Annotated in this window: 18 protein-coding genes and 2 pseudogenes; all 20 read right to left on the bottom strand. The window is 66.6% G+C overall.

Features of this window, described 5'->3' with window-relative positions:
• Window positions 1-3: 3 nt before the first annotated feature.
• A complete protein-coding gene (locus tag ACWPV3_RS15320; protein ID WP_453978380.1) occupies window positions 4-1,311 on the bottom strand; it encodes an NAD(P)/FAD-dependent oxidoreductase in 1,308 nt (435 codons plus the stop codon).
• Entirely contained in the window at window positions 1,308-1,856 is a 549-nt protein-coding gene (locus ACWPV3_RS15315) for a DUF488 domain-containing protein (RefSeq protein ID WP_453978379.1), read from the bottom strand. The genes ACWPV3_RS15320 and ACWPV3_RS15315 overlap by 4 nt, the downstream gene beginning before the upstream one ends.
• Before the next feature lie 3 nt (window positions 1,857-1,859).
• Window positions 1,860-2,135 (bottom strand): DUF2945 domain-containing protein, encoded by a 276-nt coding sequence (locus ACWPV3_RS15310; RefSeq protein WP_453978378.1) that lies wholly within the window; start codon window positions 2,133-2,135, stop codon window positions 1,860-1,862.
• Between the two features lie 88 nt (window positions 2,136-2,223).
• A complete protein-coding gene (locus tag ACWPV3_RS15305; RefSeq protein ID WP_453978377.1) occupies window positions 2,224-2,475 on the bottom strand; it encodes a DUF2171 domain-containing protein in 252 nt (83 codons plus the stop codon).
• 179 nt (window positions 2,476-2,654) lie between these two features.
• A complete protein-coding gene (locus tag ACWPV3_RS15300; RefSeq protein WP_453978376.1) occupies window positions 2,655-4,664 on the bottom strand; it encodes a sensor histidine kinase in 2,010 nt (669 codons plus the stop codon).
• Window position 4,665: 1 nt separating this feature from the next.
• On the bottom strand, window positions 4,666-6,045 hold the full coding sequence (locus ACWPV3_RS15295) for a sigma-54-dependent transcriptional regulator (protein WP_453978375.1): 1,380 nt from the start codon (window positions 6,043-6,045) through the stop codon (window positions 4,666-4,668).
• 103 nt (window positions 6,046-6,148) lie between these two features.
• Window positions 6,149-7,783 (bottom strand): L-lactate MFS transporter, encoded by a 1,635-nt coding sequence (locus tag ACWPV3_RS15290; protein ID WP_453978374.1) that lies wholly within the window; start codon window positions 7,781-7,783, stop codon window positions 6,149-6,151.
• A 32-nt stretch (window positions 7,784-7,815) separates the two neighbouring features.
• Complete coding sequence (locus ACWPV3_RS15285; RefSeq protein ID WP_453978373.1) at window positions 7,816-8,109, bottom strand: chaperone modulator CbpM; 294 nt, start codon at window positions 8,107-8,109, stop codon at window positions 7,816-7,818.
• Window positions 8,106-8,507: a DnaJ C-terminal domain-containing protein gene (locus ACWPV3_RS15280; protein ID WP_453978372.1), complete on the bottom strand. Its 402-nt coding sequence runs from the start codon at window positions 8,505-8,507 to the stop codon at window positions 8,106-8,108. Before ACWPV3_RS15280 ends, ACWPV3_RS15285 begins: the two co-directional genes overlap by 4 nt.
• The gene (locus ACWPV3_RS15275; RefSeq protein ID WP_453978371.1) at window positions 8,508-9,017 is read right to left on the bottom strand and encodes a DnaJ domain-containing protein; all 510 of its coding nucleotides are present in this window, start codon (window positions 9,015-9,017) and stop codon (window positions 8,508-8,510) included.
• Window positions 9,018-9,068: 51 nt separating this feature from the next.
• Window positions 9,069-10,958, bottom strand: coding sequence for a molecular chaperone DnaK (gene dnaK / locus ACWPV3_RS15270; protein ID WP_453978370.1), 1,890 nt, complete (start codon window positions 10,956-10,958; stop codon window positions 9,069-9,071).
• Window positions 10,959-11,158: 200 nt separating this feature from the next.
• On the bottom strand, window positions 11,159-11,704 hold the full coding sequence (gene grpE, locus ACWPV3_RS15265; protein WP_453978369.1) for a nucleotide exchange factor GrpE: 546 nt from the start codon (window positions 11,702-11,704) through the stop codon (window positions 11,159-11,161).
• Window positions 11,691-12,794 carry a cation diffusion facilitator family transporter gene (locus tag ACWPV3_RS15260; protein WP_453978368.1) on the bottom strand — a complete coding sequence of 368 codons (1,104 nt, stop codon included), beginning with the start codon at window positions 12,792-12,794 and terminating at the stop codon, window positions 11,691-11,693. Before ACWPV3_RS15260 ends, grpE begins: the two co-directional genes overlap by 14 nt.
• Window positions 12,795-12,961: 167 nt before the next feature.
• The gene (locus ACWPV3_RS15255) at window positions 12,962-13,513 is read right to left on the bottom strand and encodes a homogentisate 1,2-dioxygenase (protein ID WP_453978367.1); all 552 of its coding nucleotides are present in this window, start codon (window positions 13,511-13,513) and stop codon (window positions 12,962-12,964) included.
• Window positions 13,514-14,085: 572 nt separating this feature from the next.
• Entirely contained in the window at window positions 14,086-14,826 is a 741-nt protein-coding gene (locus ACWPV3_RS15250; RefSeq protein ID WP_453978366.1) for a Dyp-type peroxidase, read from the bottom strand.
• Window positions 14,823-14,939, bottom strand: a pseudogene (locus ACWPV3_RS15245) (hypothetical protein); the annotation flags it as partial. The pseudogene ACWPV3_RS15245 and the gene ACWPV3_RS15250, both read right to left, overlap by 4 nt.
• Before the next feature lie 156 nt (window positions 14,940-15,095).
• Window positions 15,096-15,719: a mechanosensitive ion channel domain-containing protein gene (locus ACWPV3_RS15240; RefSeq protein ID WP_453978365.1), complete on the bottom strand. Its 624-nt coding sequence runs from the start codon at window positions 15,717-15,719 to the stop codon at window positions 15,096-15,098.
• A gap of 64 nt (window positions 15,720-15,783) precedes the next feature.
• Window positions 15,784-15,969 (bottom strand): annotated as a pseudogene (locus ACWPV3_RS15235) (IS5/IS1182 family transposase); the annotation flags it as partial.
• A gap of 281 nt (window positions 15,970-16,250) precedes the next feature.
• Window positions 16,251-17,576, bottom strand: a complete 1,326-nt coding sequence (locus ACWPV3_RS15230; RefSeq protein ID WP_453978364.1) for a HipA domain-containing protein — start codon at window positions 17,574-17,576, stop codon at window positions 16,251-16,253.
• Entirely contained in the window at window positions 17,573-17,860 is a 288-nt protein-coding gene (locus ACWPV3_RS15225) for a helix-turn-helix domain-containing protein (protein ID WP_453978363.1), read from the bottom strand. The genes ACWPV3_RS15230 and ACWPV3_RS15225 overlap by 4 nt, the downstream gene beginning before the upstream one ends.
• Between the last annotated feature and the right edge of the window lie 75 nt (window positions 17,861-17,935).

Here is a 17,935-nt window from a genome sequence, read left to right as displayed (position 1 = left end):
GGGTTAGGGACGCGGCTCATCTAACGCTCCTTCGCCCCTTTCGGCGAGGGGCGGCGGCGGAACCGTGATCAGGCGTGCGCCGCGCTGGCCCGTGAAGTAGGTCCACAGCCAGCTAAGGGCCACGAACAGGCGGTGGCGCAGGCCGATCAGGAAATAGATGTGAACGATGCTCCACAGCCACCAGGCCAGCCGGCCCGTCAGCCGTATCCAGCCGAAATCCACGATGGCCGCCCGCTTTCCGATCGTCGCCAAGCTGCCGACATCCTTGTAGACGAAGGGTGGCGGCGGCCGTCGTCCCCTGATCCGCGCCAGGATCGCTTCGGCGACGTAGGTTCCCTCCTGTTTGGCGGCCGGAGCGACACCGGGAACCGGCCTGTCGCCGGGGCCGACGACATGGGCCGTGTCGCCGACGACGAAGACCTCCGGATGGCCCGGCGCGGTCAGGTCGGGCTGAACCTTGACGCGGCCCGCCCGATCCCTTGGCACCTTCAGCCAGTCGGCGGCGGGCGAGGCCGCGACGCCGGCGGCCCACAGGATGGTCGCGGTCGGCAGGAAATCCTCGCCGATCTCGACACCCCCCGCCCCGCATCCGGTCACGGCGCGGTCCAGCCAAACCTCCACGCCCAGCCGCTCCAGCGCCTTGCGGGCGTAGGCGGACAGATCGTCCTTGAACCCGGGCAGGATGCGCGACCCCGCCTCGATCAGCACGACCCGCGCCCGGCGCGTATCGATCCGCCTGAAATCGCCCGGCAGGGTCTGATGCGCCAGCTCCGCTATGGTGCCGGCCAGTTCGACCCCGGTCGGTCCGCCGCCGATCACGACGAAGGTTAGACAGGCGGCCCGCTCGGCCATGTCGGACGTGCGTTCGGCGCGCTCGAAGGCGGACAGGATGCGTCGACGAATGGCGGAACCGTCCTCGACCGTCTTCAGACCGGGGGCGAACGCCTCCCAGTCGTCATGGCCGAAATAGGCGTGCCGCGCGCCGGTGGCCAGAACGAGAAAGTCGTAGCCGATCGTTTCGCCGTCCTTTAGCCGAACCGTGCGGGCGTCCGTCTCCACGCCCACGACCTCGCCCAGCAGGGTGACGACGGTCTTGTACTTGCTGACCAGCGACCGGATCGCCCAGGCCACCTCCGACGGCGACAGCGACGCCGTGGCCACCTGATAGAGCAGGGGCTGGAACAGGTGATGGTTGCGCCGGTCGATCAGGGTGATCCGGACGTTCGCCTCGGCCAGCCGCTTGGCGGTCTCCAGACCGCCGAAACCGCCGCCGACGATGACGACATGAGGGACGGTCGGGCCTGCGGTCATGTCTGCGTTTCCGGCTGGGGATAGAGGATGCGTCCGTCCGGCTGCACCTGGGCGTCGGGGGTCAGCCGCGCCTCGACCGTCTGACCCGGACCCATGATGTGGAAGACCTCGCGTCCCGCGGCGATCAGATAGTCGGCGACGATGCGGCGGTGACACCGCCACCACACGGCCTCGGCGCACATGATCGCGCATGTTCTCGCCTCGCCGAGGCGCAGCAGCTCTCGCAACCCCTCGTGAAAGGCCGGCGTCAGGGCGTAGTCGGCGTAGCGGCGAAAGCTGGCGTTGCGCCAGGCGTCGTTCAGATGGGCGTCCGTCGTCTCGGACCGGCCGCGCAGACCGCCCAGCGCCGGGATTCGCTCATAGGCGACGGCGTCGGCGACCAGGGCCGACGGCAGGACCTCGGCGTTGAACTGCGGATTGGTCCGGGAGCGCGGAAAGGCGCGCACATCGACCAACACCTCGACCGCGTTCGCCGTCAGCAGGCGCGCGAAGGCCTCGAACGTCCGGTTCGAATGGCCGATCGCGAAGAACGGACGACCGCCCACGACTCAGCCGTACAGAAGGTCGAGCGCGGAGCCCTTGTGGGCCGCCACATGGTTGGTCTTGTCGCTCTTGATCTCGTACTGGGGCGCGTCCGACGAGGCGTGGTGCGTATGGACCTTGTAGTCGACGTCGCGCGTGTGGACGGCGATGATCCGACCCGACACGCGCCCGGCCTCCGAATTCCAGGCGACGTGATCGCCGATCTTGAAGCTGCGGCTTATGGCGAGACTCCTTTTCCCGCGGTCGCGGCCCCAGGGGATGGACGCCGGTTTCGATTTCAAACGCCCGTCACCCTCGGGCTAGTCCCGAGGGTGACGATCCAGGGTCGGAACCCAAGTCCATGTCCCGGAAGCCGGGGCCGGCGCCGGACTACAGTTCGACCGGACGGCCGGACTTTTCTTCCTCCAGGGTCACGGCGATGTCGGCGTTGGCGGACAGCCGCACCTTGTCGCCTTCGACCCCGGCGACGAAGCCAGTCTCGATATAGTGGTGGTGGTCGGTATGGACGCCCGAATTATCGCTCTTGGTCAGCTTGATGCGGTCGCCTTCGACGCGGTCCACCGTACCGACATGGACGCCGTCGGCGCCGATCACTTCCATGCCTTCCTTGATCTCGCTCATCGTCGCTTCTCCAGTTTTGAGGACACGGTGTGGAGTTCTCCAGGACGGCAAAGGTTGCGCACGTCGCGGACCTGAAGTTTGTCCTGTCGACGACAGTATTGCGCGCCGCCGCGCGGGTCGGTCAACGGACAAGGTGTCCATTTCCGGGACAGGATGTCCTGGAAAAACCGCGGGAAATCTCACTCGCTTTGGGGAAACCACAGGGTGAAGACCGCCCCGCCGTCCGGCCCGTTGCTTGCCGAGATCACGCCTTCCTGACGCGCCATCAGCATCTGGCTGATGGACAGGCCCAGGCCCGTGCCGCCGCTGAGACGCGTCGTGAAGAAGGGATCGAATATCCGCTCCAGCACCTCCGGTGTGATCCCCGGTCCGTTGTCGATCACCTCAAGCGTGACGCCGGGACGTCCGATCAGATCGCTGTCGCGGGTCTTCAGGATCAGCCGCCCGCCGCCCGGCATGGCGTGGACGGCGTTGATGATCACATTGATCAGGATCTGCTGGACCTCGGCCTTGTCGACCCGCATCCGGCGCGTCGCTCGCTCATCCCGCGCGACGGCGACGCCGCCCTTGGCCAGGGCGTGATGCACCAGCGGCAGGGTCTCTGCGATCAGTTCGTCCGGCGTCGCCAGGTCGTCGCGGACGTGCGGCTCGTTGGCGTGGGCGAACTGCAGGATGTTGTTCACGATCCGGGAAATGCGCCGGATCTGATCGTCCAGAAGCTGGAACTCCTCGCGCATCTCGTCGGCGCGGGGGCCGAGGGCGTCGCGAATCAGCTCGACATTGCCCTGGATCACCGCGACGGGATTGTTGATCTCGTGGGCGACCCCGGCCGCCATCTCCCCCAGCGCCGCCAGCTTGGCGGACATGACCAGTTGTTCGGTGGCGGCCTCCAGACGGGCCATGGCCTGCCGGACCTCCCGCGTGCGGGCGTCGACGCGCCGGTTCAGGCGTTCGTTCCATCGCCGAAGCTCGGCGTCGCGCTCCTGCACCTGGTCGAGCAGGCGGTCGAAATGGGTCACGACCGCGCCGATCTCGTCCTGGCCGCCCAGGGCGCCGATCCGGGCCGAGGCGTCGCCCGCCTCGATGCGGTCGATGGTCCGCACCATCCGCTCCAGCGGCCTGAAGATTCCCCGCGCCCAGAACAGGAAGAGCGGCACGGTCGCCAGCACCGCCAGCAGGAAGGCCCCGACGATCAGCCACAGAGCCTCGCGCCGCGCCGCGACGAACGGATGTTCCTGAAAGCCGACGTACAGCATGCCGACGCGCCGCCCCTGGCTGTCGGTCAGGGCCTCGTAGGCCGAGATGTACCAGTCGTCCACCACCAGGGCGCGGCCCAGCCAGACGTCCCCGCGGTCCAGCACGGCGTCGCGCACCTGGGGCGAGGCGCGCGTTCCGACGGCGCGATCCTGGTCGAACAGACGCACGTTCGTGCTGATCCGCACGTCGTCGAGAAACAGGGTCGCCGTCCCCTTGTCGGCGCCGAGCAGGCCGCCGCCGTGATAGACGAGGCTGTTGATCCGGTCGACGAAGGCCAGGTTCCGGTTCAGCAGCACGCCGCCGACCAGCACGCCCGTGCGACCGCCCGGCAGGGCGATGGCGCGGGCGGATTGCAGAACCAGGCCGCGGTCGACCTCGCCGCCGCCGGCCGCCGCCCGGCCGCTGGGATCGACGATCCCGATCCGCGCCCGCTCGGCCAGACCCGGCGCCAGGGCTCGCAGTTCCGCCGGTTCGAACACCTCCAGATCCGTCCGGGCCTGGCCGGCCAGGGCGGCGCGGACGCTGGGTCGGTCGCGGCGGACGGCGGCGGGATCGACCTGGGGGTCGCCGCCGAAGACGGTGCCGTCGTCTGTGATCACGAACAGGAAGTCGAGCCCCTGCGACCGCGCGGCGGACTCCAGATAGAGGCCCAGCGCCCCCGGCTCGCGGCGGGTCCGGTCGACGGCGGCGTCCAGGCCGGCCGAGGCGGCGACGGCGTCGATCCGGCGCAGCTGGCTCTGCTCCAGCCGATCCAGATACTGTTCGGCGATGACCAGGTCGTTGCGGACCTTGGCGGTCGTCAGGGCGTCGAACTTCTCGGACCATCGATAGAAACAGACGCCGAGCACCAGGGGCAGGATGATCAGCGCCGGCGTCAGGGCGATCGCCAGAAGGCGGTATCTTACCGAACGGTCCCAGAAGGGTGTCGCCATGTCAGATACGCCAGCTCTGGCATTTCCGGTCGATGGTCTTGCGCGAGATGCCCAGGCGGCTGGCCGCTTCCTCCCGGTTGCCGCCGGTCTTGTGCAGCACGGCCAGGATGTGGCGGCGTTCGACATCGGCCAGGGCGTCGCCCACGGGCTCGACCGCCTCTCCACCGGCCGGGGGCGCGATCCGGGCGGGGAAGGCGCCCAGGATCACCGTACGCTCGATCAGGTTGCGCAGCTCGCGGACGTTGCCCGGCCAGTCGTAGTCCGTCAGCAGCCGCCGCGCCCGGTCGTCGATCGGAACGGGCGGAATGGCCAACGCCTGGGACAACTCCTGCATGAAGCGTTCGGCGATCCGGAGCACGTCGTCGCCGCGCTCCCTCAGCGGCGGCAGGCGGATCTGCAGCACGTCGATGCGGAAATAGAGGTCGGCGCGGAACAGGCCCGCCTCGACCTTCCCGGGCAGATCCGCGTCGGCGGCGAAGATGAAACGGGCGTCGAACGGCGTCTCGCGCTCGGCGCCGACGGGCCGCACGCGACGGTCCTCCAGCACCCGCAGCAGCTTGGACTGGAGCGCCAGCGGCAGGTCCCCGATATTGTCCAGGAAAACGGTCCCGCCCTGCGCGTGCAGGAACAGCCCCTCGCGGCCGCCGACGGCGCCGCCCAGGGCGCCTTCGACATGGCCGAACAGTTCGCTCTCGATCGTGTCGGGCGAGATGGCGGCGCAGTTGATCGGCACGAACAGCTTGTCGGACCGGGGCGACAGGGCGTGCAACGACCGCGCCGCGACCTCCTTGCCGGTTCCGGACTCTCCGGTCAGCAGGACGGAGGTGGGCAGGGGCGCGACGCGCGCGATGGCGTCCCGCACCTCCTGGATTGCCCTGGATTCGCCGATCAGCCGGTCGTGCCGGGCGATGCGGTTCAGCGGCAGACCCAACGCATGGCGCAGGACGCTGTTCTCGCGTTGCAGGGACGACCGGTCCAGGCAGCGCGTGACGGCGTTCAGCAACTGGTTGGACCGGAACGGCTTCAGCACGAAGTCCGCCGCGCCGGCGCGGATGGCGCCGATGGCCGTGTCCAGATCCGCATAGGCCGTCATCAGGATGACGTCGGCGAACAGGCCGGCGGCCCTCTGTTCCGTCAGCCAGTCGATGCCGTTGCGGCCCGGCATGACGTTGTCGAGGATGACGACGTCGAACGGCCGGCTTTCCAGCTTTTCCGACGCCTCGGCCGTGTCGGCGGCGACGTCGACGAAGCGGCATCGCGGCGCCAGCATCTTGACCAGGAAGTTCCGCATTCCCGGTTCGTCGTCGACGATCAGGACGCTCGCCTGGGCCAACTTTCCGTCGAAGGTCGCGGAAGGAACGGTCTCGACGTCGACGGTCATGGGCTTCCTACTCTTCGCACCAGGTCACGGTAAGGCGGCGCGGGGGTACGAGTCGAGCCGCCGCGAGAGGGGGGCTTCGCGGCGGCTCGACGGCACGCGGCCTCTACAACAGGGCCGCGGCCTTCTGCAGGGCGATGAACAGGCCCGTGAGGAAGGGCAGCCCCACCGCCGTCCAGGCCAGAACGCCACGCAGACCGAACCGGCCGCGCGCCGCCAGTTCGGCGTTGGCGGCGACCCGATCCTCGTGTTGCAGGGCGCGTTCGGCCGCCAGTTCCGCCTCGGTCATCCAGTGCTTCTCGGCCACGGGGCGGACCAGGGCGTTGCAGATCAGGCCGCAGAACAGCAGCGCCGCCATCAGATACAGCGTCCGGTCATAGACCAGGTTGGCGGCGACGCCGTGATCCAGCTGGACCTGCCGCAGGGTGGCGATCAGGGCTGGGCCGACGATGCCGGCGGCGGACCAGGCGGTGATCAGGGCGCCGTGGATGGCGCCGACCATCTGGGTGCCGAAGATGTCTGCCAGATAGGCGGGCACGGTGGCGAAGCCGCCGCCGTACATCGACAGGATCAGGCACACGGTGGCCACGAACAGGAACGGCAGGCCCAGGTGTCCCCATGTGGGCAGGATGCAGTACAGGGCGACGCCCAGGACGAAGAAGACATAGTAGGTCGTCTTGCGCCCGAGCTTGTCCGAGACCGAGGCCCAGAAGATGCGCCCCAGGCTGTTGAACAGGCTGATCAGCCCGACCAGGCCCGCGGCCGAGGCGGCGACGGCGGCCTTCTGGCCGGCTGACAGTTCGACGGTCTGACCGAGGCCCAGCAGCTTGGCGCCGAACACGTCCTGGAACATGGGGCTGGCCATCGAGATGACGGCGATGCCAGCCGTCACGTTCAGGAACAGCACGCCCCAGATGCACCAGAACTGCGGGGTGCGCCAGGCGCGGCGCAGATGCACGTGGTTCTGGGTGACGAGGGCGTTGGTCTGTTTGGTCGGCGGCGTCCAGCCCGCCGGCTTCCAGCCGCTCGGCGCCACGCGAAAGCCCATCGCGCCCGCCGCCATGACCGCCAGATAGACGACGCCCAGGGTCGCCAGGGTCGCCGAGACGCCGGGCTGTCCATCGGTCGCGTAGCGGTTCATCAGCCACACGGCCAGGGGCGCGCCGACCATGGCGCCGCCGCCGTAGCCCATGATGGCCAGGCCGGTCGCCATGCCGCGTCGGTCGGGGAACCATTTGATCAGGGTCGAGACCGGGGTGATGTAGCCGATCCCCTGTCCAACGCCGCAAAGGACGGCGACCAGATACAGCAGCCAGAGCTGATGCAGGGCCACGGCCCCGCCGGCCAGGATCAGACCGCCGCCCCAGCAGACGGCCGCGACCATGCCCGCCTTGCGCGGCCCCGCATGCTCCAGCCAGCCGCCCCAGATCGCGGCCGATATGCCCAGGACGGCGATGAAGACCTCGAACAGGTGCGTCACCGACGGGACGGTCCAGTTGCAGCTTGTGGTGAACAGCTCGCCCCAGAAACCGATGTCGGCGCACCGGCCGGGATCGGCGTCGGCGATCAGGCCGCTCATCGGCAGCCAGAAGACCGAGAAGCCGTAGGCCATGCCGATGCAAAGATGGATCGCCAGCGCCGCCGGCGGCACGAGCCAGCGGTTGAACGCCGGTCCCGCGATCGTGTTTTCTCGGTCCAGCAGACCCGGCCGTCGCGCGGCCGCTCCTGTCGACTGCCCCATGTCTTCTCCTCCCATGTCGTTTGACGCCCCCGTCATCGGGGGTCTTGGTTCGATGTGTCTTGCGTCGCCGCGCGCGCTTCGGCCAGCAGACGGCGCACGCCGTAAAGCTGATCCAACAGATGCAGGATGATGTGGACGCCCTCGTCGTTGGCGCCGAAGTCGTCCTTCATCTCCCGGATCAAGTGGACCCGGGCCACGTCCGTCTCGCTGAACCGCGGCCCCGAGGCGGTCGGCTCCGGGATCAGCCATTCGTATTCGACCCAGAGTTCCAGCGTCTCGGTCGGAAGGTCGGCGGCCCGCAGGAACGCCTGTCGGGTCATCCTCATGACGACGCCTCCTCGCGGGGGTTGAAGTCGGCGCCGCGTTTCCAGCCGGCGACGAAGGCCTCCAGTTCCGGGTCCGGAGACCGCGGCAGGACGATCTTCAGCCTGACGAACTGGTCGCCCCGGCCGCCGCCGCGCTTGGGCGCGCCCTTGCCCTTCAGCCGCAGCGTCGTGCCCGTATTCGACCCCTTGGGCACGGTCAGATTGACCGCCCCGTCAGGCGTCGGCACGCGGATGCGGCCGCCCTGGACGGCCTCGGTCAGGGAGATCGGCGTCTCGACGGTGATGTCGTCGCCGTCGCGGTCGAAACGCGGATCGGGCGCGACCTCCACCTCGATCAGGGCGTCGCCGGGGCCGCCGGTTCCCGCGCCGGGCGCGCCCTTGCCCTTCAGGCGCAGCACCTAGCCGTCCGTCAATCCCGGCGGAATCCGCACATCCAGCACCCCGCCGTCGGGCAGGGTCAGTCGTTTTTCCGCCCCGGCGATCGATTCGACGAAGGCGATCGTCAGCCGATAATGCAGGTCCTGCCCGCGCCGGTTGGGGCGCGCCCGCTGTCCGCGCTGGCCCCGCTGGAAGAACTCCGCGAACGGGTCGTCCTCGTCCATGAAGTCATAGCCGGCGTGGCTGGAATAGGCCCGGCCGCGATCCGAATCCGCATGGTCGCGGTAATAGCCGCGCGGGGGCCGTTCGGCGCCGGATTCATCGATCTCGCCGTTGTCGAACCGCTTGCGCTTGGCCTCGTCGCCCAACAGGTCGTAGGCGCCCGAGACCTCCTTGAAGCGGTCCTCGGCCGTCTTGTCGCCGGGATTGAGGTCGGGGTGAAGCTTCTTGGCCAGCTTGCGATAGGCGCTCTGAATCTCGGCCGCCGTCGCCGTCTTGGAGACGCCCAGGACCTCGTAGGGATTCCTCAAATATCAGCTCCGAAACCAGGGGAACGGGTCAGCGGCGGGGCGGGCGCCGCGTCAGTTCGGCTTGTCGTCGTCCACCTCGGTGAACTCGGCGTCGACGACGCCGTCGTCGGCGGGCTCTGCCGAGGCCGCCCCGCCCTGGGCGGCCTCGGCGGCGGCCTGAGCCAGCGCCATCGACGCCTGCTGCACGGCGTTCAGGCGGGCGGTTATCGCGTCGGCGTCCTCGCCCTTGACCGCCTCGCGCAGGTCGGCGACGGCGGTGTCCAGCGCCTGGCGATCGGCCTCGGCCAGCTTGCCGCCGTGCTCCGCCGTGGCCTTCTCGGCGGCGTGAAGCGCCGATTCCCCGGCGTTGCGAGCCTCGGCCAGGGCCTTGCGCTTCTTGTCCTCGGCGGCGTGGGCCTCGGCGTCCTTGACCATCTGTTCGATGTCGGCGTCGGACAGGCCGCCGGACGCCTGGATCTTGACCGTCTGCTCCTTGCCGGTGCCCTTGTCCTTGGCCGAGACGTTGACGATGCCGTTGGCGTCGATGTCGAACGTCACCTCGATCTGGGGCAGGCCGCGCGGCGCGGGCGGGATGCCCGTCAGGTCGAACTGGGCTAGCAGCTTGTTGTCGGCCGCCATCTCGCGCTCGCCCTGGAAGACCCGGATCGTCACGGCCGACTGGTTGTCGTCGGCGGTCGAGAAGGTTTCGCTGCGACGGGCGGGAACGGTGGTGTTGCGCTCGATCAGACGGGTGAAGACCCCGCCCAGCGTCTCGATGCCCAGCGACAGGGGCGTGACGTCCAGCAGCAGCACGTCCTTGACGTCGCCCTGCAGAACGCCGGCCTGGATGGCGGCGCCGATCGCCACCACCTCGTCCGGATTGACGCCCTTGTGCGGTTCGCGGCCGAAGATTTCCTTCACCGTCTCCTGGATCTTGGGCATGCGGGTCATGCCGCCAACCAGAACCACCTCGTTGATCTCGGACGCGGTCAGCCCGGCGTCCTTCAGGGCGTTCAGGCACGGCTCGACCGTGCGCTGGATCAGGTCGTCTACCAGGGATTCGAACTTGGCGCGGGTGATCTTGACCTGAAGATGCTTGGGTCCGGAGGCGTCGGCCGTGACGAACGGCAGGTTCACCTCGGTGTGTGTGGCGGTGGACAGTTCGATCTTGGCCTTCTCCGCCGCCTCCTTCAGCCGTTGCAGCGCCAGCTTGTCCTGGCGCAGGTCGATGCCCTGCTCCTTCTTGAACTCGTCGGCCAGGTAGTTGACCAGGCGCATGTCGAAGTCTTCGCCGCCCAGGAAGGTGTCGCCGTTGGTCGACTTCACCTCGAACACGCCGTCGCCGATGTCCAGAATGGAGACGTCGAACGTCCCGCCACCCAGGTCGTAGACGGCGATCTTGGCCTGTTTGTTCTTCTCCAGACCATAGGCCAGGGCCGCCGCCGTCGGTTCGTTGATGATGCGCAGCACCTCGAGGCCCGCAATCTTGCCCGCGTCCTTGGTCGCCTGGCGCTGGGCGTCGTTGAAATAGGCGGGCACGGTGATGACGGCCTGGGTGACGGGCTCGCCCAGATTGGCCTCGGCCGTTTCCTTCATCTTCTGCAGGATGACCGCCGAAATCTGCGACGGCGAATAGTCCTTGCCTTCGGCCTCGACCCAGGCGTCGCCGTTGCCGGCCTTGACGATCTTGTAGGGGACCAAGGCCTTGTCCTTTTCGACGGTCGGATCGTCATAGCGCCGGCCGATCAGACGCTTGACCGCGAAGATGGTGTTGGTCGGATTGGTGACGGATTGGCGTCGCGCGGGCTGGCCCACCAGACGTTCGCCGTTACTGGTGAAGGCGACGATCGAGGGCGTGGTGCGCGCGCCCTCCGCATTCTCGATGATGCGGGCGTCCTTGCCGTCCATCACGGCGACGCAGGAGTTGGTCGTACCCAGGTCGATACCGATAACTTTGGCCATCATGATCCTCCGTCGTTCGAGCTTTGTTTTCTTGGGGAGAGCCTCTTTATGTCATCAAAGCAACAGATGGCGCGGTGTCACAAGCGAAAATTGGATCGTCGATCCGTATTCGTCGCCACCGGACAATATGTCTGAAATCAAGGACAAAATGTCCGGTCTCCATTCCGAATCGAATACTTCAGATCATCGCGATCCTTTATTCATTTCGGCCTGTTTCTGGCCACCCCGACCTTCGCGGCCCGCAAGGCGCGCGCGCCGATCGCATAGCCGGGCTCGACCACCGTGGCGACCGCGCCGTCCGGAACGCTTGCGTCCTCGACCTCGAACAGCGCCTCGTGGAAATTGGGATCGAACGGCTGACCTTGCGGCTCCAACTTCCTGACGCCGTGGCGTTCCAGCACGCGCTGCAACTCCTTTTCCGTCAGCGCCACGCCGTGCAACAGCTGATCGGCCGCACCCTCGGTCGCGCGCGAGGCGCTGCCGACCGCCCGTTCCAGATTGTCCGCGACATTGACGACGTCGCCGGCGAAGCGCGCCACGGCGTACTGGCGCGCCTCCTCCAGATCGCGGGCCGCGCGGCGTCTCAGGTTTTCGGCGTCGGCCAGGGCGCGCAGAAGCCGGTCCTTGATCTCCGCGTTCTCGGCCTCCAGCCGGGCGATGCGCGCCCGATCGTCCTCGCCCGCGCCGGCGGGGCCGTCCTCTCGGTCGGCGTCGGTCGAGGCGCCGTCGTGCTCATCGGTCGTCATCAGGGTCTCCAATCTGAACTCGGTCCTTTGGGGATTTGCGAAACCACCGTCGCCGGCCGACGGACGGCGCGCCGAACCGGCTGCGTTTCGCGGCCTCGAAGCCGGCGTGGCTCTGGGGCTTGATGAACAGGGCGACGACCTCCGGATGCGATTGCCGGACGCGCCGTTCGACAGCGGCCACGACGGTCTCGATCTCGGCGGCGCGCAGGGCGGGATCGAACTGGACGCTGAGCGCGACGATGGCCTGGTCGGGCGACAACTGGGCCGTCAGGGCGCTGTCGGCGTGCCGCACCCCCGCCTGCGACGCGGCGATCCGGCAGACCTCACGGGTCAGGGCCGGCGCGGCGCGTTCGCCGATCAGCAGGCTCTTGCTCTCCGCCGCCAGCAGGATCGCCGTGACCGCCAGGACGACGCCGATCAGGATGGAGGCCACGCCGTCCAGCACCGGCATGTCCAGCGCCTGGGCGCCGAAGATCCCCAGGGCGGCGATGACGATCCCGATCAGGGCGGCGCTGTCCTCGAACAGGATCATGAAGCCCGGCGGGTCCTTGCTCTGGCGGAACGCCCGCCAATAGCTGAGCGAGCCCTTGGTCTTGCGGAAGGCGCGCAAGGCCACGGTCCAGGACGCGCCCTCGAACAGGAAGGCCAGCGCCAGGACCACATAGCTGACCGAGGCGCGCTCGACCGGCTCGGGCGACAGCACGTGCAGGACGCCCTGGTACAGCGACACGCCCGCCCCCAGGGCGAACAGCATCAGGGCGACGATGAAGCTCCAGAAATAGATTTCGCGCCCGTAGCCGAAGGGATGAACCAGGTCGGGACGTCGGGCCGCGCGGTGAAAGCCGTAGAGCAGCAGGCCCTCGTTGCCGCAGTCCACCAGCGAATGCACCGCCTCGCTGAACATGGCCGCGCTGCCGGTGACGAGGGCCGCGATCAGCTTGGTTACGGCGACCGCGACATTACCGACCAGGGCGGCGTGGACGACCAGCTTGCGATCCCCGCGCGGATGCGACGGCAGTTCGGCGCTCGGCGTCTCCGCGCTGGCGCCGGCGGCCGGCAGGGCGGACGACGGGGCCTCGGCCGCCGTCATCGTCCGCCCTCGGGGCGCGGAAAGGTCAGAACTCGGGCCGCGCAGAACCGCATGGCGCATCCAGACTGAAAACGTCGCAGGCGAGCGCGAGCCTAGTCGCCGCACTCCGCGACTTCCACGGTCATCTTGATCCGCCCTCCAGACAAAATGTCCGGGAAACGCGGGGCTCAGTCGGCGCGCGTGACCATCAGCGGCAGGACGGCGTCGTCCGCCCCCGCGATCTCCAGCACATAGCGGCCCGGCGTCAGGGCGAAGGTCACGGTCTTCCTCAGGCCGGAGCAGGCCGGGCCCGGTCCGAAGCGCACAGCCTTCAACGCGGCGCCGTCGCGCACCACCTCGATCCACGCCCTTTCGCCCAGCGAGACCTGATAGTCGCCGGCGGTCTCGACGGGGATGACGAACAGGCCGCCGCGACTGTCGGCTTCGCCGGCGCGGGTCGGCGGGACGGGAAAGACCACTTCGCTCGCGTGCGGCAGGCCTGCGTCCACCCCGACGCCGATCGTCAGTTCCGCCTCCGACAGGCCGCCGACATCGGACGCTGCGACCAGGCTGGATCGGTTCGCCCACGCCGCCAAGATGGATGGCAGGGCAACGTTCTCGGTCGCAGTGCATGTCGGCTGAGGATGCGGATCCTGATGATGCGCGGCGTCTTGAGCCAACGCCGCCACAGGCGACAAGACCAGGGCCGACGCCACGAGAACGCACCAAGTTTTCGACACGACTTCTCTCCGATCCAACGCTTTGCCCGACCCTAACGCTGGACCGCCTTCGTCGAAAGACCCGATCGCGCGCAAGAAGAGCCGGTCCCGACGATCCATCAGGTCACGACTACTTCGCGAACCGGCTCAGGCTTTTCAGCGCCTCATGAGCTTTTTCGGCGGGCGAACCGGATCCGTGGCGAACTGCTCGATTCTCTCGCGCCCGCCGGGCTCCCCCGCCAGCCAGGCCTCAAGCCGTTCCGCTTTACTCCGGAATTCGGGGTGAACTTTTGAAGATGCGATCGGCCAATCGCTCGACAGCGAACCGGTCCACCGCAGGCTGGCTTTCCCAGCAGGCCTGAACACAGGTCGCGACAAGATCGAACCGGTCGGCGGCTATGACGTGGTCGAACCAGTTCACGAAACGCCCGTTCGACAGTTCAGGATCGTCCGAATTCCTCGAGCAGTGCTACGCTTCCCATCCGCATAGCCATCTTCGCATGCACTTCCACCGACATCACAAGGATGGAAATTGCTTGGGAGAGCAGGCAATTCTCGAGATGGCGACTGGGAGCGTGTGCCCTTATGACGATTCAGTCGGTTGCGAGCGCTCCGAGTGTGGAGCGCGAGGGAGCAAAAAAGGTGGCTCCCGTCTTGGGTGTAGAGAAGTCCAGCAGCCGATCGTAAGCACCGACCGGTTCGCCCACGAACATACGTTGGAGCATCTTGTCGATCACCCAAAGGCGTCGGGAATAACCGATGAAGTAGGTGCCGAACTCGCCATGGCCCGCGCGGCCGAACGGCATGTTGTCGCGCAGGATGTCGTGCTCGACCCCCTCGGCGTCGACGATGGTCGCCAGCGTCTTGTGAGACTTGCGCGACGCCGCGTCGTCGTCCAGTTCGATATTGTCGATCTTGGTGCGGCCGATGATCTCTTCCTGCAAGGCGGTGGAGACCCGGCCCCAGCCCGCCATGTCGTGCAGGTATTTCTGGACCACGACATAGCTTCCGCCGCGAAAATCCGGGTCCTCGTCGCCGATCAGGGTCGAGGCGGCGATGTCGGGGCCGTCGGGGTTCGCCGTGCCGTCGACGAAGCCCAAGAGGTCGCGCGCGTCGAAATAGCGAAAGCCGTTCACCTCATCGACCAGGGACACCGAGGCGCCCAACGTGTGAAGCAGGATGCGCTCGTACTCGAAGCAGATGTCGGGGCGTTCGGCCCGGATGTGGAACAGGAGGTCGCCGGGCGTTGATGGGGCGTGATGCGGATCGCCGGTGATGGGCGCGCAAACGGTTTCAGTTGACTCGGACGGCGACCGGGGCTGAGCCGATCCCATAGGTCGCTGCCGATGCCGACGATGCAGGACAGACGCGCGGAAAGGTCGCGAAACCCGACCCCTCGAGGCCGCCCAGCGTTGAGCGGACTTTGGCCAAGGCCTCGTCGCCACATTCCACCTTCAAGATCAGGAAGATCGCCGCTTGCGATAACGGCGCCCCGACGCTCTGCGCGGCGACGGGCGCCCTTTCCCAACTGTTTCCGGCCACCCTCAACTCCTATCGACGGCGCGAACACGCGCCAGAAAATCTCTTCATGCAGATCGCTCGGTCAAGGCTCAGGCGTCGCCAGACTCTTCTCAGGCGCCTCTTGACGCGAAGAAGAAGGATGAATTGTTTCCGACGCCGGGCGCGGCAAGCGGATCATGGTCTGCTGGGCCATCGCGCCGTTCGCGACGACAACATCGCGACCGTCATCCGTTTCCAAGACGGTGAAACCAAGCGAGATTTCTTTGACAACGCCGGTTTCGAATTGGCTATCTGTCGGTGCCGTAACCTGGAGGCGATCACCTCTCCTGAAGGGTTTGTAGAGAACCAGGCTGATCCCGGAGATCAAATTACCCAACGTGGTCTGCGCGGCGAAGCCAATGATCACAGACATGAGGCTGACCCCGGCGAGAAGCGCCGTGCTGAGGCGATTGAGAGCTGGCACGAGATGAGCGTAGAGCGTCGCCAACACCAGCCAAAGCGCAAGAGTGAGCAGTCGGCTAAGAAACGAGAGGGTGATCGCGTCGATACGTTCGGAATGCTCGCGGAGGAGCAGTTGCTTCAGACCCTGGCGTATCGCCCAAGAGAGGATGACGCCGAGTACGAAAAGCCCGCAGCCAACGGCCATGGCGCCCAAAGGGCGTGTGGGATTCAGCAACTCAGCGTAATGTGCGAAATAATCCAGCATCGCATTTCCTTCCCTCGTGACTCGCACCGCGATCATTGCGTCTAACAGAGTTTAGGCTCAGGGCTCATAGCCAGAAGAGCGCGGCTACGGCGAGGACTATGGCGACCAGGAAGACGCACCGGCAACGATTATCACGGGCGGCGAGGTGCCGTCGGTTCTTGGGCCGCCCAAACATGACTTCAATTCTGTTGCGTCGTTTATAGCGACGCTTGTCGCAGCGAATGAGGTCGATCTGGGATTTGCGTCCGGGATGCAAGGTCTGGTGTCTTCATCGGCGCTCGGAACACGATCCAGCTCACCGCCCAAGCGCTCAACCTCAAAGTCCGCGCCACATCCTGCATATCGCGCTCTGGGCTTGAACTGCTTCGGCGCCCGGCGACGCAGTCGCAGTCCATGGAGGACCGAGTCGAAAGCCTGAGCTTCCATCCTGTGCCCGCCAGAATGTGGTCGAGGTCTGTATGAACGGCGCGGCCGCCCAAGAGTATGCGGTTGGTCGGTCGCTGCTCGGCATCGCTTGAGATTGTTTGAAGGTTAGGCCTGTGGCCGGACGCACAGGCGGCCGCCGATCCGCAAGGCGTTCTCTTCGATGAGGGCTGCGGCCTCTTCGACATAACCCGGCGTGCACCCCGGGAGAGCGGTCACAGCTTGGGTTACAGCTACTCGATTTGCGACCATTCCATCGACGAGTTGCTGGACCCGGGCCCTGACATCGGCCGGACGGTAATTGGACTCTCGGGCGATGGCGTCCCAATGGCGGGCGCCCACGTCGCCGGGTTTGCGCTTCTTGCCGTCGAGATTCTGCGCGAAATATTGCACCACATCGGGCCATGGCAGGACGGATGAGACGTCGTAGAGCGGCGCCAGACGAGGGCCGGCTCCGATTGGGAGCAGCAGCGAATAGTTCTTCGCGTGCGCGTCGGTGTTGGCGACGAGGATGTTGAAGATGAGCTGATCCAGAAGGGACAAGGCGTCGCCTGGCGAAAGATGGCCACTGGTCCCCAACAGAGTCTTCAGATCCGGGCCCTTGAGCGTACCGCGCTCGTATTTCCGCCCTGGGGGCACGCCGTTCGCCTGTGCGAAGTCCTCCTGATGGACCCTCAGGATGTTTCCGTTTTGGCTGATGCGCCGATCATATCGCAAGACGCAGATCGCCTTACGGCCGCCGGCCGGAAGAATGGTGACCTCTGCTGTGTTGATGCCGATGGCCTGGGCGAGGCGGAGGCAATAGGTCTCATTTTCCACGATGCCGGGCAGGATGGGATTGTCGGGCTTCAGGATGATCGTCGAGGGCGCTCCGTTGCGAGGAATGGCGAGGATGTCGCCGTCCTGCGGTAACCGCAAAACAGCGACACCACTCCTGTCCAGAACCGCCAGAGCGGATTTTTCCTGTCCGCCTGCGAGGGATGCCCGCACGCCGTCTTCACCGGCAAGAAAGGGACGACTTTTGAGGTCTTCGAAGTGGCGTTCGAGCGCGGTTTGGGGATCCTCAATGCCGTAGAATTCCGTCAGAGGCGTATAGGTCCAATCGGACGTCCAGGACGGTTCGCCGAACGAAAGCGCTCCGGCTGTGTCGCCGCCGATCTCCTTCAACAGAGCCAATGTGTCAGCGTGGTCCAGTCCGTATACACGGGTGAGGACCTTGAGTTGGCGTTCCTCCGGCAAGAGGTTGGCGAGCCAGGGCGAGATGGCTTCGGAGGCAAAAGGGCCATTGTACAGAGGCAAGGTCACGGACAGGGGGAACGCGCTTTGGGTCGCCCGCCATCGGTCGGTGTAGTCAAATCCGAGCGTGCCATCCTCCCCGACAGTAACGCCGCCGACAAGCAGTCCGCCAAACCAGACAGGTACGGATTGAGTCATGTGTAGTCGGTGAGGTCATAGCCCTGAGCGCCAAGGTCATCATGCGTTCCCCCCTCCGCAGGTGGCTCATCAAGGAAATCACGCGCCTGGATGCGCAGTGCTGCGGCGATCCGATAAAGGCTTGTAATGCGGAGATCGCGTTTCCCGGTTTCGATCCGGGAGAGGGCGGGTGCGCTGATACCGCTCAGGCGAGCGAGCTCATGGAGATTGATACCGCTGGCCTCGCGCGCCTTACGTATACGGCCCCCTATGAGGACGAGCGCGCTATGTTCCATATCCGGCATGATAGTGCTCCTTACCGCATTCGGTAAAATAAGCCCTCGAGCCTCCACAGGCAATATGATTTTATCTAAAACGGT

The organism is Brevundimonas sp. Marseille-Q4549 (assembly GCF_976940555.1).
This window is presented reverse-complemented; position numbering and strand designations above follow the sequence as displayed.

Coding starts and splice junctions, on each gene's coding strand:
- ACWPV3_RS15260 (WP_453978368.1), bottom strand. CDS start 12,794: ATGACGGCGGCCGAGGCCCCGTCGTCCGCCCTGCCGGCCGCCGGCGCC.
- ACWPV3_RS15300 (WP_453978376.1), bottom strand. CDS start 4,664: ATGGCGACACCCTTCTGGGACCGTTCGGTAAGATACCGCCTTCTGGCG.
- ACWPV3_RS15305 (WP_453978377.1), bottom strand. CDS start 2,475: ATGAGCGAGATCAAGGAAGGCATGGAAGTGATCGGCGCCGACGGCGTC.
- grpE (WP_453978369.1), bottom strand. CDS start 11,704: ATGACGACCGATGAGCACGACGGCGCCTCGACCGACGCCGACCGAGAG.
- ACWPV3_RS15225 (WP_453978363.1), bottom strand. CDS start 17,860: ATGCCGGATATGGAACATAGCGCGCTCGTCCTCATAGGGGGCCGTATA.
- dnaK (WP_453978370.1), bottom strand. CDS start 10,958: ATGGCCAAAGTTATCGGTATCGACCTGGGTACGACCAACTCCTGCGTC.
- ACWPV3_RS15295 (WP_453978375.1), bottom strand. CDS start 6,045: ATGACCGTCGACGTCGAGACCGTTCCTTCCGCGACCTTCGACGGAAAG.
- ACWPV3_RS15285 (WP_453978373.1), bottom strand. CDS start 8,109: ATGAGGATGACCCGACAGGCGTTCCTGCGGGCCGCCGACCTTCCGACC.
- ACWPV3_RS15290 (WP_453978374.1), bottom strand. CDS start 7,783: ATGGGGCAGTCGACAGGAGCGGCCGCGCGACGGCCGGGTCTGCTGGAC.
- ACWPV3_RS15230 (WP_453978364.1), bottom strand. CDS start 17,576: ATGACTCAATCCGTACCTGTCTGGTTTGGCGGACTGCTTGTCGGCGGC.
- ACWPV3_RS15240 (WP_453978365.1), bottom strand. CDS start 15,719: ATGCTGGATTATTTCGCACATTACGCTGAGTTGCTGAATCCCACACGC.
- ACWPV3_RS15250 (WP_453978366.1), bottom strand. CDS start 14,826: ATGGGATCGGCTCAGCCCCGGTCGCCGTCCGAGTCAACTGAAACCGTT.
- ACWPV3_RS15320 (WP_453978380.1), bottom strand. CDS start 1,311: ATGACCGCAGGCCCGACCGTCCCTCATGTCGTCATCGTCGGCGGCGGT.